The organism is Providencia sp. AGC89 (assembly GCF_053543535.1).
Map to the genome: position 1 here is coordinate 1 of NZ_JBIXLP010000013.1, position 15,264 is coordinate 15,264.

General features: G+C 38.0%; 16 protein-coding genes and 2 pseudogenes. 3 read left to right on the forward strand and 15 right to left on the reverse strand.

Annotated elements, in window-relative coordinates:
• Nucleotides 1-2: 2 nt before the first annotated feature.
• From ACIPUA_RS04975 to ACIPUA_RS04985, 3 genes are all read left to right on the forward strand, one after another.
• Nucleotides 3-902, forward strand: coding sequence for an IS481 family transposase (locus ACIPUA_RS04975; RefSeq protein WP_449059348.1), 900 nt, complete (start codon nt 3-5; stop codon nt 900-902).
• A 373-nt stretch (nt 903-1,275) separates the two neighbouring features.
• On the forward strand, nt 1,276-2,901 hold the full coding sequence (gene mdlC, locus ACIPUA_RS04980; RefSeq protein WP_281111430.1) for a benzoylformate decarboxylase: 1,626 nt from the start codon (nt 1,276-1,278) through the stop codon (nt 2,899-2,901).
• Nucleotides 2,902-2,969: 68 nt separating this feature from the next.
• Entirely contained in the window at nt 2,970-3,920 is a 951-nt protein-coding gene (locus ACIPUA_RS04985; protein WP_249890902.1) for an AEC family transporter, read from the forward strand.
• 185 nt (nt 3,921-4,105) lie between these two features.
• Here ACIPUA_RS04985 and ACIPUA_RS04990 read toward each other — a convergent pair whose 3' ends face one another.
• The 15 genes and pseudogenes from ACIPUA_RS04990 to ACIPUA_RS05060 all read right to left on the reverse strand — a co-directional run bounded on the left by ACIPUA_RS04990 (nt 4,106) and on the right by ACIPUA_RS05060 (nt 14,687).
• The gene (locus ACIPUA_RS04990) at nt 4,106-4,348 is read right to left on the reverse strand and encodes a type II toxin-antitoxin system ParD family antitoxin (protein WP_249890956.1); all 243 of its coding nucleotides are present in this window, start codon (nt 4,346-4,348) and stop codon (nt 4,106-4,108) included.
• A 163-nt stretch (nt 4,349-4,511) separates the two neighbouring features.
• A pseudogene (locus ACIPUA_RS04995) lies at nt 4,512-4,672 on the reverse strand (IS6 family transposase); the annotation flags it as partial.
• Nucleotides 4,671-4,808: pseudogene (locus ACIPUA_RS05000) on the reverse strand (IS6 family transposase); the annotation flags it as partial. The pseudogenes ACIPUA_RS04995 and ACIPUA_RS05000, both read right to left, overlap by 2 nt.
• 72 nt (nt 4,809-4,880) lie before the next feature.
• Nucleotides 4,881-5,711, reverse strand: coding sequence for a hypothetical protein (locus tag ACIPUA_RS05005; RefSeq protein WP_281111429.1), 831 nt, complete (start codon nt 5,709-5,711; stop codon nt 4,881-4,883).
• 533 nt (nt 5,712-6,244) lie between these two features.
• Nucleotides 6,245-6,787, reverse strand: a complete 543-nt coding sequence (locus tag ACIPUA_RS05010) for a fimbrial protein (protein WP_281111428.1) — start codon at nt 6,785-6,787, stop codon at nt 6,245-6,247.
• 23 nt (nt 6,788-6,810) lie between these two features.
• Nucleotides 6,811-7,269: a fimbrial protein gene (locus ACIPUA_RS05015; protein WP_348638191.1), complete on the reverse strand. Its 459-nt coding sequence runs from the start codon at nt 7,267-7,269 to the stop codon at nt 6,811-6,813.
• Between the two features lie 62 nt (nt 7,270-7,331).
• On the reverse strand, nt 7,332-7,829 hold the full coding sequence (locus tag ACIPUA_RS05020; protein WP_281111426.1) for a fimbrial protein: 498 nt from the start codon (nt 7,827-7,829) through the stop codon (nt 7,332-7,334).
• Nucleotides 7,830-7,839: 10 nt separating this feature from the next.
• Entirely contained in the window at nt 7,840-8,337 is a 498-nt protein-coding gene (locus tag ACIPUA_RS05025) for a fimbrial protein (RefSeq protein ID WP_281111425.1), read from the reverse strand.
• Between the two features lie 15 nt (nt 8,338-8,352).
• Nucleotides 8,353-8,889, reverse strand: coding sequence for a fimbrial protein (locus tag ACIPUA_RS05030; RefSeq protein WP_249890896.1), 537 nt, complete (start codon nt 8,887-8,889; stop codon nt 8,353-8,355).
• 9 nt (nt 8,890-8,898) lie between these two features.
• On the reverse strand, nt 8,899-9,507 hold the full coding sequence (locus tag ACIPUA_RS05035; protein ID WP_449059349.1) for a fimbrial protein: 609 nt from the start codon (nt 9,505-9,507) through the stop codon (nt 8,899-8,901).
• A 47-nt stretch (nt 9,508-9,554) separates the two neighbouring features.
• Nucleotides 9,555-10,331, reverse strand: a complete 777-nt coding sequence (locus ACIPUA_RS05040) for a fimbria/pilus periplasmic chaperone (protein ID WP_281111423.1) — start codon at nt 10,329-10,331, stop codon at nt 9,555-9,557.
• Nucleotides 10,332-10,383: 52 nt separating this feature from the next.
• Nucleotides 10,384-13,044, reverse strand: coding sequence for an outer membrane usher protein (locus ACIPUA_RS05045; protein ID WP_281111422.1), 2,661 nt, complete (start codon nt 13,042-13,044; stop codon nt 10,384-10,386).
• A 94-nt stretch (nt 13,045-13,138) separates the two neighbouring features.
• A complete protein-coding gene (locus ACIPUA_RS05050; protein ID WP_281111421.1) occupies nt 13,139-13,579 on the reverse strand; it encodes a fimbrial protein in 441 nt (146 codons plus the stop codon).
• 172 nt (nt 13,580-13,751) lie between these two features.
• Nucleotides 13,752-14,282 carry a fimbrial protein gene (locus tag ACIPUA_RS05055; RefSeq protein ID WP_281111420.1) on the reverse strand — a complete coding sequence of 177 codons (531 nt, stop codon included), beginning with the start codon at nt 14,280-14,282 and terminating at the stop codon, nt 13,752-13,754.
• A gap of 72 nt (nt 14,283-14,354) precedes the next feature.
• Nucleotides 14,355-14,687: a helix-turn-helix domain-containing protein gene (locus ACIPUA_RS05060; RefSeq protein WP_281111419.1), complete on the reverse strand. Its 333-nt coding sequence runs from the start codon at nt 14,685-14,687 to the stop codon at nt 14,355-14,357.
• Nucleotides 14,688-15,264: the final 577 nt, after the last annotated feature.

A 15,264-nucleotide genomic window follows, 5' to 3' on the forward strand; every position in this document is an offset into this window, starting at 1 on the left:
ACATTAAAGCTAAACGAGATATTGCACATAAAACAAAAATCTTAAATCATGCCCGTGAGAGCAAAAATATTGCTAAAACTTGTCGTCATTTTGGGATCAGTAGAGAAACTTTTTATACTTGGAAAAGAGCTTATGAACGAGATGGCGAGAAAGGATTAATCAACAATAAACCCTGCCCTGAAAATCCAACCAGAAGAGTTGCAAAACACATCGAAGAGCTGGTTATTTATCTGCGTACGACTTACCATTTTGGTCCCCAACGTATCGCTTGGTATCTTCTACGGTTTCATAACATCAAAATATCACGCTCTGGCTGCTATTATGTATTGCTCAGAAACAAATTAAACCAACTTCCCCAAAATCAGCGAAGTCGCTCTAAACCACTATTTAAACGTTATCAGAAACAAGTGCCAGGGCACCATGTTCAGGTTGATGTGAAGTTTTTATTTTTTAATACGCCTGATGGACAACGAATTAAACGTTTTCAATATACAGCAATTGATGATGCGACACGGATCAGAGCACTTAAAATTTATGAAAGGCACAATCAGGCTAATGCTATTGATTTTATTAATTATGTTGTAAATAAATTTCCCTTTAGAATCAAAACGATTAGAACGGATAATGGGCACGAATTCCAATCGAAATTTAATTGGCATATTCATGATCTAGGGATGGAGCATGTCTATATTAAGCCAGCTACCCCCAGATTGAATGGGAAAGTAGAGCGTTCTCATTTAACAGATAAACAGGAATTTTATCAATTAATCGATTATAAGGATGATGTCGATTTACACGAAAAATTAGCTGAATGGGAGGCATTTTATAATTGTCATCGCCCCCACTCAGCTCATGCTGGTAAAACACCGTATGAAGTGTTAAAAAATAAGCTTGGTCTTTAAGACTAAACGTCAGCCGAGGTTCTGAGTGACACAAGTTCATTAAACTATTTATCCAGCTTCCTAGCCATGGACTGTGTCCACATTACGCGGGTAGGATCAGTTCGCTTAGGCAGTTTTTTCAAAAAGCCCGTAGTAAATAGTAATTCGAACTAAATTAAGTCAAATAATGAATAATTAAATATTAACAAACACTATTAATATCAATATTCAATCAGGATAATTTCATTATTTTTTCTATGTTGAATGCTATAATATGCAAACTCTTTACCCTCAATTAAATTAAATAATTAACAATAATCTATACACCTTATCTTTTATTATTATAACACCTGCATGACCACTATTAACTTTTTTGATTTAAGGAAAGTACAGTATGAAGGTAAAAACTATTCGTGATGTCACTTTTAATTTACTACGCAAACTTGAATTAACTACTTTATTTGGTAATCCAGGCTCAACTGAGGAAACTTTTTTAAAGGATTTTCCTGAAGATTTCCGTTACGTGCAAACATTACACGAATCATCCGCAGTTGGTGCTGCTGATGGCTATGCACAAGCAACTCGTAAACCCGCGATTGTTAACGTCCATACTTCTGCAGGTTTAAGTAACTCAATGAGTAACATCATGACAGCGGCACAAAATAAAACACCATTAATTATTACCGCTGGAAACCAAACGCGAGAAATGTTACTTATGGAACCATGGTTAACTAACGTTTCACCTACAGAATTGCCTAAACCCTGGATAAAATGGAGCTATGAACCAGTCAGAGCTGAAGATGTACCTGCTACATTTATGCGAGCTTACGCGATGGCATTACAGCCACCTGCTGGTCCTGTCTTTTTATCTATTCCATTAGATGATTGGGATAAACCTGCGCTAGGAGATGCCGTTGTGCGGAGCGTAGCATCACGATATGCTCCAGATCCTATTCTCATTTCTCAATTTGCTGATCTTCTTTCAACAGCTAAAAATCCGGCTCTTATTTATGGCGCTGGGATTGCTCGCGGACAAGGTTGGGATATCGGTATTCAATTAGCCGAGAAATTGAATTGCCATGTATTCAGCGCACCGGCTTCTGAAGTGCCATCATTCCCTGAAAATCATCCACTGTATGCAGGTGGCTTGCCTTTTGCTATTGAGCCATTATCAAAACAATTAGCAGGTTATGATGTTGCTATTGTCATTGGAGCACCAATATTCCGTTATTATCCCTATGTAGCGGGTGAGTACATTCCAGAAGGATTGCAGTTATTGCATATTACAGATGATCCTAATGAATCAGGAAAAGCACCTGTTGGTGACAGCCTATTATCTAGCCCAGTATTAGCACTAGAAGCATTACTCAACCGAGTACAAAAACGTACAGCAACACCTCCTAAAATACCACAACAATCACACAGAATGTCTCCCCACCCTGCGGCAGAACAGCAAGAAGGTGAACAACTTTCAGCATTAGAACTCTTTAAAGGTTTGCGTGAGTTTACACCTGAAAATACAATATTAGTTGAAGAATCACCCTCTAACCTTGGCGAGTTACATACCGCATGGTCAATTGATAAACCCGATTCTTTTTATACTTTTGCCAGTGGAAGCCTTGGCTGGAATTTACCCGCGAGTATTGGTATTGCATTAGCTGAAAGAGATAGCGGTAAAAATCGTCCGGTTCTTGCCATTATTGGTGATGGTTCTTTGCAATATTCAATTCAAGGTTTATGGACAGCTGCTCAGCTTAAATTACCAATATTGTTTGTTGTGCCACGTAATGGTGAATATGCAATTTTGAAATCTTTTGCAAAATTAGAAAATTCACCTGGCGTTCCGGGTCTAGATTTACCTGATTTAGATATTGTTTCTTTGGCAAAAGGTTACGGCTGTGTTGGTGTACGAGCTGAAACATTAGATGAAATCAACCAAATCTGTAAGGAAGCATTTTCTCGTTCAGTTCCTACTGTCATTGAAGTTCCTATTATTCCAACAACCCCGCCTTTGTTGTAATTAAATAAACTAAAAGGTGCAATAAATATTATTGCGCCCTATTGTTTCGAATAGTAAGAGGCTATCTGATGTTAGATACAATTATTACAGCATTATTACCGATCGTGGTAACGCTTTTACTTGGATATTTTGCAGGGTGTAGGCATGATTTCAATAAAGATCAAGCTACTGTATTAAATAAAATGGTGATGTTATATGCATTACCACTATTACTATTTGCGGGAATTCTGAGTACTCCACTCACTGAAATAATCAGTAATGTTGATGTTTTCTTGTGGATCTTCGTTGGTATGGTTGTGGGATTTATTACTGTTTTTCTTATCTCCCGTTTTATTTTCAAATCTAGTGCGCGTTTAGCTGCATTGCGCGCTATTGCCATTGCCGGTCCCGCTGTACCTTTTGTTGGAACTCCCGTATTAGGTGTGTTATTTCCTATTGATGCAGACATTGCAATTGCCGTTGGCAGCTTATTAATGAATTTAATTCAGGTTCCATTAGCCTTAATCTTTTTAGTGGGGGCCGATACCAATGATACTTCAACAAGTAAGCAAGGTGCTTTTTCAGTTATTGCTAGCAGTATAAAAAATGCAATTATACAACCTGTTGTATGGGCACCAATCCTTGCTTTTATTTTGTTATTAATTGGCTTAGATATGCCGAAGTTCTTAAAAGGCTCATTTATTTTATTAGGTCAAGCAACAGGCGGGGTTGCATTATTTGCCGTCGGAGCTGTTCTTTACGCACAAAAAGTCAGTTTTTCTATTCCAGTAATCATAAACGTACTTAGCAAGAATATTTTATTGCCATTAATTATTCTAGTGATAATGATCGCCTTATCTATACCTCATGTTGAACGTGGTTTAGTTTCGGTTACCTTAGCTATTCCTACAGCATCCATTGCTGTTATTTTTGCGGTGGAATATAAAACAGGTGAACAAGAAATGGCATCAACCCTATTTTGGAGTACGATTTTGTCTGTAATAACAATGGGAGGCTTTATTTGGTTTACAGGAAGTTAGCCAAATATTTCAATTATTATGCTCGAGCAAAAAACACACTAATTCATTATTTGCATCACCCCCAATAATAGAGTGATAATTTGTCACTCTATTATTATTTCTTCGATTTTTATATTACAAACCCCCATGTCATTTAGGTATACTCAAATATCCCATCAAAGTCTTTAGCCACTAGATTGGAAAGTTTATACATTATGAGCATTCTTCACTTTTTTAGCGATATCATGTAGTGTTAACGACGACTCACCACTTTGTTCACCTGCATCAATTAAAATTTTCAATGCTGCCGTTTGTTTTTCTTGAACCTCAAGTAGACGTAGAGCAGAGCGAACAACTTCACTTGTTGAACCATATCTTCCAGACGATATGAGTTGATTTACAAACTCATCCAATTGAGCCCCGATAGTTACACTTGTTGTACGAGCCATAGGATCACCTTGTGTGTTAATTATTAACACAGTAATTTTAGTTAGCCTATTTGATAAAATCGAGTCAATTAGGATTATAGCTTATAGGCATACTTAAGCTGAACTGTTTTTTGGGGCTTGTTGCAAATAATAAATTAGCGTATTTTTTGCCCCATGGCATCTTTCACGCTAAAACCGTCTCCACATTGAATAAGCGATTCATAAAGCGGAGCGCTCCCGTACACGAAACTCGAGTTCATCACGACGTAGCCATTCATCAAATTTACCCTTATTCAGTTTTCGCAAAGTTTCAAAGCCTTGGATTGTCGCCCAGGCCCGCTTAGCGATTTTGCCCTCCCCCCCGTTCAGCCAGCATATCACTGACGTTGGCATAACTGAATGGTGTTGAGCCATACCAACGTAAACACCAAAGGATAATCGTGGGGGCAAAATGTTTCCATTTAAACTCATTCGATGGCATGGCCTATTCCTAATAAGACATAATCAATATCGTGAGTGTTTCTCATTTAGGTAATTTTTGCAACAAGCCCCTTTATAGCGCTTCAAGAATTAAAATTCCGTTACTCGTTGTTATGCCTGAAGTAGAAGCTGAACCCGATAATGTTGCCTTTACTTGAATTTCGCGACTAACTAATCCATTTAAATTAATTCCATCACCATTAGCATTAATATGTATACCATCGAGTGATATTTGAGCATAAACTCCATTTTTGAAATCCAATTTCCCATTTGTGACATTTGTTCCCGTTAACCTTAATTTATAATCCCTAGCATTACCTGCAGTGCAGGTAATAGTTAAATTTGTATTTTTACTCAGACCTGCAACCATGAGGCTTTCTGATGAAAAATTAAGCAATAAGTTTTGACTATTTAAATTACAAACACTTAAAGACTCAGGACCTCCAATTATATTGCTCGGCGGATGTGAGTTATAAAGAATAAAATTTTTATTTTGTTTATCATAACATTCTACGGAAGCTGCGGCTGAAACCCACGGTTCCCATGAACCCGATTGTCGATAAAAATATAGTCTTTTTTGTACGAGTAATATATCGCGGGAGAAAATCATAGCTGCATCTCTATTTGTAAAAGCACCATTACAATTAATGGGGATTTTATAGATTGTAAATTCTCTACCCTCAGATGACATTTGAATAGTAAGTAAATTATCGCCATTCATAATGCCATCGGCGCAAGCGTTGATTTTCGCACAATTTGCCCATAAAGGGTCACCATTTGTATTATCTAATGGCCCCTGTGCCAATATGGAATTTATTGGTATTGTGTTACTCTCCGCTGTTATAGTGAGTGTAGCTGAAGAGTAAAAAGAAATAAAAATTAATAATACAGAATAAATTTTCATCTACGTCCTTTTTTAAAATCATTATGACCGGTTATTTAAATAATATATAATAGGTGATGATGAGTTAATTTCATTATTTCATATCACTATCTTCACTATCTTCACTATATATAAAAATGATTAAAATAATCATACAAAAATACACAACCTATTTTTGTATGAAATCTATTTTAACCACAATACTAATATTTCATATATTTTTCCTAATGGTACCCCAATCACTCTTACTCCAACATAAAAGCTGTCGTCGCCTCAAATGCTCCCAACCCAATTCTGATATAATTTCGCCACTTCCCTGTGCGTTGTATCCTATTCCTATCATCTGTCCTATACCACAATTACTGACAGCTGCGTTCATGTAAGGCCTATGACCAAAACCTACAGTTGAATTAGCTGAATTATTAAAACTGATGATTAATGGAAATACTATATAAGATTGTCTTCATTCTATATTTTGACATATATAACTCCTGTTATATTTATGTGGTATTGTGATTTTGAATAATTAACAAAAATTAGCCATTTCTTTAGAGTTATTCATATTCAAGAATAAAAGTGGTAGTAGCCTCGAAAGTCCCGCGTGTAATTGATTTATCGCGAAGGGCGATAGGTTCGCCTCTAACATAAGCTTTCAAATTGATGTTATTGGTGCCACTGGCTTGGAGCTGTTGAGTGTAGTCTTTTGATCTATTTAACGAGATAGGTTCACCACTTTGAGTTTCAAAACCAATAGCGATCCCATTTGCTTGGCTCCCTGCATTAAGTGCTAATAATCCGGGTAATGCTGCACTTTCAGTTCCCATAAAGGTTACTTGAACTTCTTTACCCAACACTAAATCACAATTAATTAACCTAATTGTAAATGGCTGGCTGTGTGTTCGTGTATTCAAATACAAATATTTGTCTACAATAGTGCCAAAATCCAATTCGATATTTTCATCGCCAGGATATATTTCGCAGGCGTCCTCAACCAATGTTCCATCAAATTGTACGGTTTCCGACCGCGCACAAAGCGGGCCTCCAACTAAACTTAGTGACAAGACTAAAGGCCATAATTGACGTAATGGTATTTGCATTTTTCTCATTTCCTTTTATCGTGTCATTGAAAATCGATGGTCAATGTCCCGGTCGCAGAAAAATTATCACCAACCAGCTCCGATCCTGCACGCTTAATCGGAACCGCCGATAATTTTGGTAGATTTGAACTATTAATTGCAAACGCCTTGTTCAGTTCTAACGGTATCCCGTCCTTTTGAATTTGAATGCCTAATTTTCCGTTATTCATAGGGCTGCTTGTTTGTAATGTCGCATTATCAAATCCCGTACCCGCGAGTGTTCCACTGAACGTCAATGTCACATTCCACGGTTGATTTAAGTCACCTTGGCAATTCAATTGATACGGTATGTCTTGTTTAAATAGATTCCCATCCACTTTACGAACCCCCACCTTTCCAAAAGAAACACGTATAGGATTTTTTTGTCCTAATTCACAGGCGGGGGGCAGTATTAGCGTACCATCAAAAAACCAATTGGCTTCCACTGCAGAGGACATCATCATGAAGAGCCCTCCTAAACTGCATAAATAACAATAACGTTGACTTGTGCTTATCAGTAATTTTATCATTGGTAGTTCACCTTTAATGTTGCCAAAGCAGTAAAACTACCACCATCTGTATCATTAAAGCTTGCAGTCATATTTTTAATCGGCGCAGCTTTTAAAGAAGGCAAAGAAGTATAATTAATATTCACCGGCTGGTTAATTGCTTGCCTGATATTGTTAACATAAAAAATAACGCCTAATTTATCATTGCTTGTTTTTAATGCGCCATTGCTATTAAACAATGTAGGGTCGCCTTCTAAGATCAATGTCAGATTATTTTTTGCTAATCCTGTACACGATAGACTCAATGGCAATGTTTGTAAGTAGTTATTACCGTCAATGCGCGTTAATAAAATCTCACCAAAATGAATATCCGCTTGATTATTGTTATTTAGAATACATTCAGGTGGCGTCACGATTAAATTACCGTAAAGATTTGCCCCTAACCCCAATGCAAATGGAGAGCTTATTACACAAAAAAAGCAGAGAGCTACTTGTTGTCGGTGAATAAATTTCATTTTGTTCTCCTTAACGGTAATCCACCACAAAAGTTAATGTCCCATTAAAATTTCCGCCATCAGTTAATACCGTTCCCGAGGGTTTTACTGGTACTGCATAAAGTGCAGGTTGATTGCTACCATAAGTGAAATTCACAACATCACCATTACTTAATCGAGTCGAATTCTGATAAACCGCTATCCCGAGATTCGTCCGACCAGTACGAATAACATTTTGCCCATTGAGCGTAATCGGGTTCCAGCTGACCGTCATCTTTAATGCATTGCTATAGACATTCGTACAATTTAACGTGTAATCAATACGTGTGCGTTTATAACTGCTATTGTCAATCAGTGTTTCATGGATATCGCCAAAATTGACATCTGCCACAGTACCACTATTCACGGTACATTCTGGCGGCGTGACAACCAATGTTCCTGTAAAATAGACATCCAATGCTCGTGATAATATCGGACTTAATAAACAAAGCAGGCCGATAAAATACCGAACAAAAAGAGTATTATTCATGAGATAGTCCCACATTTATTGATAATTTAACGTCACTGTCATTGTGCCAGTAAAAGATCCCGCATCACTAAGCATCATACCGCTAGGTTTTATCGGTACTGCGTACAAGTTCGGAGGATTACCGTAAGTAAAGTTAATTGATGCGCCGTTACTTAAGCGAGTCGAATCCCGATAAATGGCAATACCCAAATTTGTTCGGCTTGTACTGATAGCAGAAACGCCATTAAAGGTTACCGGATCCCATGACAACGCCATATTCAACGCATTTTTTTCTAATGCACGGCAAGATAATCCGGTATCAATAGGGGTTCGCTTATAACTCACTCCATCAATTAATCCTTGTTGTACCTCTTCAAAACGTACAATTTGTATTGAACTACCACCACCAAACGTACACTGTGGAGGCATCGTAATGGTCAACGTTAAATTCAGATTTGCAGTGTCGGCACGTACGACATGAAATAGACTTTCAAATAATAGCGAGCTAAAAAAAAGAAAGCTGAGCGTAATAAAGCCTTTAATCCCTATGGTCGCATGCTGTATCAATAACATCGTTAACTCCTAATCATAACTGACCTGAAAGCGAATAATTGCCTGATAAGCTCCCGAACTTAATCCTGCTGTAGTACGGATCGGGGTAATATAATAGGTCAATTGATTCTGCCCTGGAGAAACTAGCTCAGGAGTACTGTATTGCCCTATTGCAATAGGATGATAAGAAGCATTACTCAATTGTAATGCGATTCCTTGCGCCCCCGTAACGGCAGCTAATTGTGGGCTTTGATTGTCCACCTCTGCCAAAAAACGAATTTTCATTGCAGGCATATCAGGACTCCACAATAAGTTTCCGAGTTTATTACGATTACGACTTTCACCACTTAAACAATCTTCTAAACGCAGTTGTACCGCGACAGGGGTACCTGTTTGACCAACTTTCTGTAATTGCCCTGTGCCTAATATCCCCAGTTCAACTGTTTGATATGCTGACGACATCGCTAATCGACAAGCACTTTCCGTTAAAGCTCCGTGTACATATAATGTGCCATTAGCACCATCGACATCCCAGTTATCCACTTTATCGAGTTCAGTACTGAGTGCTGTGCTACTGAGTAAGGACAATCCTAAACCGCACGCCATCATACAATGAGGGATCTTATTGGCTTCTTTCATGAGGCTCTCCTGCGTTGAAATCTGCTTTAACGTCATCTTGTTCTAAGCTACTGTTTATCTGATACCACATGACAGCGATTATCTTGACAAGTAAACATCAACGTTGGTCGCCCACCATAATCATTGATATAAGTGAGTACAGGCTTACTTCCTAAGGCTTTTGTACTCCCCCCCATAAGCAAACTGCTTTTAGGTGCAACCATCAACGGTTCAAACCCCGCGACTGTTTTTCCATCTTTCACTGAAGCAGCATCAACAAGCGTTACAAAATACGGCGTTGGATTCTCCACACTGTATTGGTCACCTTGACGAGTGAGGGTGATTTTTTCTTGCCATGGATTCTCCATTTGTTGGCGAGTTGGAATAATCGCCTTTGGGCGATAAAACAACTTAATTCGCGTTTGTAATGCCAGCTGAAGTGTGTTCGGCTTATCACTTTTAGGTGGGATTTCACGTAAATTGAAATAATAAACGGATTCCCTGTCTTGCGGCAGTGACGCAACACTCGGTAGTGCTTGAATTTTTACTTGGCTTTTAGCACCAGGTTCAACACGCTGAACGGGAGGTAATACTGTAAAAGGTTCCGTGATTTTTTCACCTTGGGCATTTTCAATCCAGCCTTGCGCTAAATAAGGTAATTGTTTATTTTCATTACTGATATTTAAGCTAATAGATTTATCTTCACCCGTCATAATTGCACGTGTGCGATCTAAAGCGATTGCAGCTTGCGCGGAAGACAGTGTCGCGGATATCAACACTGCTCCAACCAAAAAAATGGCAATTAGATGATGATTTTTTTTATTGGTTTTATTACTCTGTAACATATTTTTTACCTTAGTATGAAGGAGGGATAACCTTCTTCAATCATGTTATTTTTTATTTTCTTAACCAGCTCGCTGAGCTGGCCAAACCCGGTTTATCTGATGCCTCAGAAATTAATGAATGAGGCGACGGTAAACTGGCTGTATTCGATTCAACAACTATCTGTGTCTGCTCTATGGGTAAGATGCCAGTCGCATCGCACGGTAATAACCAATTCGTTAACAACGTGTCGCTCTTCGGTAATATTTTAGGTAAGGTGATTTCACATTGTGCTTTGTCATCCCAACGAACTTGTAATTTATCGTTAGGGTTGAGCCCCGTTAAATACGTACTCCCATCATCCCCCACCATTCCCACTTGTTGGCCTTTTATATTGAAAACTTGTGCTCCAAATGGGGGGAACCTATTATCAGATAAACGCAATAAGGCCATTGCACTGTGTCCAGCGACAACATCAAACTGGCGGTAACCAATAGCACCTTCTGTTAAGGTACCTTGCTTAATCGATTGTGATACCTGAGCATCTTCAGGTAATGTATTTAAATCGACACTGACCTGATTACGGTAATAACTGTTCACATCTGTTAATACAGCCTGACCAAAATAGTTTGTTCGAATAGTTGAGCCATAACCTCGTAATGGGATATTCGGAACACCATCCGTATCAACAAAAATTCGAGTCCCCCCAAGCTGATTACCACGATGCATCACCACACCTTGCTTAATCGCCGTAAAACCACCTTGAAGTGATAAGCCAGCAGAACGATATCTATCTTGCTGATAAGTGGCATTTGCATTGATTTGAGCCAAATCAGCTTGATGTGTGTAATAACCACTCACTAACCCACCAGAACGAGACCATCCGGTACTTAATTGGTAATTAGTACGTTCATCTAATCGATCGTAATAACTGACTCGTTGAGAATTATCACTCTCATCCCAACTGCTGTTCATGCTAAGCGAGCCACTCTCCCCCCAAGGCAATGAAAAGGAAAGGTAGGCCCCATCATCATTAGTCTGCCGATAACGATTTCGATAAGCCGTCAAGTTAACACTTAAATTTTTCCATTTCCCGATATCAAAATAACGTGCTAAAGATAGACTATAACGGTCATTATCAGGCTGATCCCAGTAGGTTTGATGGTAATAATTTATATAAGCACTGAGCCCCAGCTCCGGAAATTGTTGGTTATAGGAAACCGTATACATTTCCTTACTGCTATACTGGCGGCTCCCCGTAGACTGGGCATTTAAGTACTCAGACATACTCATAAAACCTTGCTCAGCAAAACGATATCCCGCAAATGTCACTTGGCTATTGTAGGCATCAAATCGTTTTGAATAGCTCAAACGATATGAATTACCGTGATACGTTTTATCGCCGACTTCAGTTAACCCTTTTAACCGTGAACGCGCATGGGTGATATCAAAAGACAGCGCGCCAAACGTCATCAGATCTCGACCGATACCAACCGCAACGGAAGTGTAATTCTCCGCTGCAACGCCGCCACCATATAATGACCAACCGTTATTTACTCCCCACGAAAACTCGCTGCTGGCAAACGTTTCACCGCTCACGTGGTGGCGCCAATCAGTTGGACGTCCAGCGGCAAGCTTATAACGTACTTGGCCTGGGCGAGTGAGATAAGGAACACTGGCTGTATTCACCGTAAACGTTTGAATTGAGCCATCTTGTTCTTTAACTTCAACATTAATCTCACCGGATAGTGCATCATTTAAATCTTGAATACGAAAAGGGCCAGCGGCAACTTGTGTTTGATAAATAATACGGCCTTGCTGGCTCACAATAACGGTAGCATTACTTTTAGCTACACCTGTTATTTCGGGGGCATATCCCCGTAAATTAGGTGGTAACATATTGATGTCGGTGATCAGACTGAGTCCCGTAAATCGAAAACTGTCAAAAATATCTGAGGCTAAATAATCTTCACCTAAAGTGAGTTTTGCCCCGAGAGATTTAATTGCACGATAGACATAGTATCGAGTCCAATCTAATGAACTAGAAGTATCTTGTCCTTGCTGTTTGTCTAAACGCATTTGCCAATCAGCACGCATACGCCATACACCTAAGTTAACACCCGCAACACCATTACCGCTGGTACTGACATTTGTTCGTTGTCCGCCTCGAGTTTGCTGACCAACCTGTGCATTGAGGTTATAATCAAAAATAGCGCCAGGTAATCCATCTTCCCAACGAGCAGGTGGATCCCAGTTTTCGGCTGTATATTCCAAATATGCTTGTGGTAAACTGACATATAAAGCGGAAGCAGCTAAATCCCCTTTAACTTCAGTGCCCGGTAAGCTTTCTAGTGATAAACACTGCCCATCATGCCACCATTTTAGGGTTGGCAATAAATAAGGTTTAAGCGCAAGTTGCTCAACTAATGTAGGGCTTAAACAGGCCACGCTCTCATCTGGCTGACCATCGGGTACATAATAAAATACGGTTTGTTCAGGTAGTTGATGCTTATTTATAAAAATAGAAAAACGATATTCTCCTGGCATTAAAAAGCCTGGACGTGAAAACTGAGCTAAATTAATGTTTGCGCGGTCATTGACATCTAAAATATCCGTATTAAATTCAATCTGCTCAGCGTAGCTATTACAACTTAGGGATAAAGCAATAAGTAGTCCCATCAACCGAGGACGGCTTACCCGTAACAACGGCATATGAATAAAACCTGGGGCCATCATCTCGACCTTCTTATTTCTTTTTTATTAATAAAACCATTTAGCTTTTTTATTCAAAATCAATACTTGGTTTTGACATATAAAATTAATAATTGAATTATTCATAATCCAATTTAAAGCTTAATTGGCTGTAGTACTGCCCTGATACTAATGGAGTATGATTAGCTACCAACCTTAATTCGTAAGCTAAATCACGGGAGCCTTGCGTCAAAGTTTGAGCAGATAGAGCTTGTCCTGGAACAATAATTTCTCTGCCATCATTACGTTGAATTTGTAGTCCAACACCTTTGGCTTGACCATTCACACTAAATAATCCGTGTTGATGTGCACCATCAAAGGTGACTCGAAAGTATTGCCAATTAGGTTTATTCGGGTTTTGACGTTCAAGAACACAATTAACTAACTTAATAACAAACGGATGTACTGGGCCTTGACCATCTCGACGGATATCACTCAGAGAGAGGCTTCCCATATTAATAGTTTGATCACGGCTACCAACATCAATAGCACAGGCTGTTTCAATGATACTGCCACTCATCTTTACCAAACCTAGCGCATTGGCAGGGGAAATATTTATGAGAGAATACATACTAAGACTCAACGAAAGCAGTCTACTGATCATTAAATATTTCATTGCTTCCTCTCCTACGCTGGCTTCCATTTGAAATAAGCCAGCAAAATATCCTTTTTTGCTAGCTACTAAATATTGATTATTCGTATGACAGCGTAAAGTCAGCTACGGAGCTAAATTCACCGGCAGTAATAGTTTTAATATCACCACCATTACCCATTAAATACGCTGAGAAACGCAGGGTATTATTCCCATCTTGAATATTTTGGAATGGTATTGGTGTACCTAACGTAATTACATTCCCGCCACCATTTGTAATTTGTATGCCTGCTCCTGCACCAGTACCAACGATACCTAACGTTTTGTTTGAATTATCAAATGAAGCCGCTGCACCACTAAATGTTAATTGAACGCCTTTCTTTACGTCAGTTACATCACAATTTTCTAATGCAATATCAAAAGTACGTGGAGTAGATTTACCACCATTAACTAAAGCCATATTTGATATTTGTCCAAGCTCAACAGTTTGATCAATTGAATTTGGTGAAATAGAACATGGTGCATCAATAATAGAGCCTTTAAAATTCACTTTTCCATGGCCCATATCTGCAGCAAGTACAGAAGTGCTCATAGCACTAGAAACTAGTGCTAATAATAATATTTTCTTCATATATTCCTCAATGATTTATAAACAAACAACTTGATTTACTTCTATTACTAAAAAATATTTATTCAACTATGATTAATAAAAGTGGACGGTATTAGAAGCTATTATTATTTTTTTCAATATTAACTCATCATCACAATTTGATTTTTCCATTTTAAGTAAAGCATTTTTAATTACTTTTTCACATGGGACATTCAATGCTATTGATAAATTAAATAACATATCTATTGAAATCTTATTAATACCTCGTTCATACCGAGACATCTGTTGCTGTGAAACATTTAATTTTCTTGCCAGTTCAGTGCCAGTCATCCCACACTCTTTTCTGATCTTTTTAATAGCAGCCCCACAGTAAATTGAAAATAGATTATCACACTGACTATTAATGCTATTCTTTTCAAATTTCATATTAGTAATCTTTCCAGTAATTGAAAACAATTACTAATTTAAAATTAGTAATTAAATAAATATAAAATTCATAACTGGTTTAACCAAGCGGGTACAATTATAAGGTGTAAAACTTAAAGATCAAATCGTCTCCTATCGAACTTTTACTTAATTACTCTCATGTTACAATTTTTAATACCCTTTAATTTTACCTACATATCATTAGGTAAGTTAGGTTAGTTAATTTTTTTAAATTTTAATTAGTCAAAAATTGATAAGCTAAACACAGAATAATAAATCATAAAAAATTAAAAAACAAAATATTAATCTAATATAAACACATATTGATAATTTGTATTACTTTGTAACATACGCACAAATAAAAACAAGTAAATACGCTTATTTTGGGTTGTTTGGCCATACTCCAATTTGTTCTCAAGTATTCAATCTGGGGGCTTGTTGCAAAAATTACCTAATTGATAAACACTCATACTGTCGATGCTCTCTTTAGGAAAAGCCATGTCAGCGAATGAGTTCAAATGGAAACATTTTGCCTCCACGATTATCCTTTGGTGTTTACGTTAGTATGGCTCAACAC

Excerpts from the sequence above, each read along its gene's own strand:
- mdlC (WP_281111430.1), top strand. The coding sequence starts at position 1,276 with ATGAAGGTAAAAACTATTCGTGATGTCACTTTTAATTTACTACGCAAA.
- ACIPUA_RS04985 (WP_249890902.1), top strand. The coding sequence starts at position 2,970 with ATGTTAGATACAATTATTACAGCATTATTACCGATCGTGGTAACGCTT.
- ACIPUA_RS04990 (WP_249890956.1), bottom strand. The coding sequence starts at position 4,348 with ATGGCTCGTACAACAAGTGTAACTATCGGGGCTCAATTGGATGAGTTT.
- ACIPUA_RS05005 (WP_281111429.1), bottom strand. The coding sequence starts at position 5,711 with ATGAAAATTTATTCTGTATTATTAATTTTTATTTCTTTTTACTCTTCA.
- ACIPUA_RS05010 (WP_281111428.1), bottom strand. The coding sequence starts at position 6,787 with ATGCAAATACCATTACGTCAATTATGGCCTTTAGTCTTGTCACTAAGT.
- ACIPUA_RS05015 (WP_348638191.1), bottom strand. The coding sequence starts at position 7,269 with ATGATGATGTCCTCTGCAGTGGAAGCCAATTGGTTTTTTGATGGTACG.
- ACIPUA_RS05020 (WP_281111426.1), bottom strand. The coding sequence starts at position 7,829 with ATGAAATTTATTCACCGACAACAAGTAGCTCTCTGCTTTTTTTGTGTA.
- ACIPUA_RS05025 (WP_281111425.1), bottom strand. The coding sequence starts at position 8,337 with ATGAATAATACTCTTTTTGTTCGGTATTTTATCGGCCTGCTTTGTTTA.
- ACIPUA_RS05030 (WP_249890896.1), bottom strand. The coding sequence starts at position 8,889 with ATGTTATTGATACAGCATGCGACCATAGGGATTAAAGGCTTTATTACG.
- ACIPUA_RS05035 (WP_449059349.1), bottom strand. The coding sequence starts at position 9,507 with ATGAAAGAAGCCAATAAGATCCCTCATTGTATGATGGCGTGCGGTTTA.
- ACIPUA_RS05040 (WP_281111423.1), bottom strand. The coding sequence starts at position 10,331 with ATGTTACAGAGTAATAAAACCAATAAAAAAAATCATCATCTAATTGCC.
- ACIPUA_RS05045 (WP_281111422.1), bottom strand. The coding sequence starts at position 13,044 with ATGATGGCCCCAGGTTTTATTCATATGCCGTTGTTACGGGTAAGCCGT.
- ACIPUA_RS05050 (WP_281111421.1), bottom strand. The coding sequence starts at position 13,579 with ATGAGTGGCAGTATCATTGAAACAGCCTGTGCTATTGATGTTGGTAGC.
- ACIPUA_RS05055 (WP_281111420.1), bottom strand. The coding sequence starts at position 14,282 with ATGAAGAAAATATTATTATTAGCACTAGTTTCTAGTGCTATGAGCACT.
- ACIPUA_RS05060 (WP_281111419.1), bottom strand. The coding sequence starts at position 14,687 with ATGAAATTTGAAAAGAATAGCATTAATAGTCAGTGTGATAATCTATTT.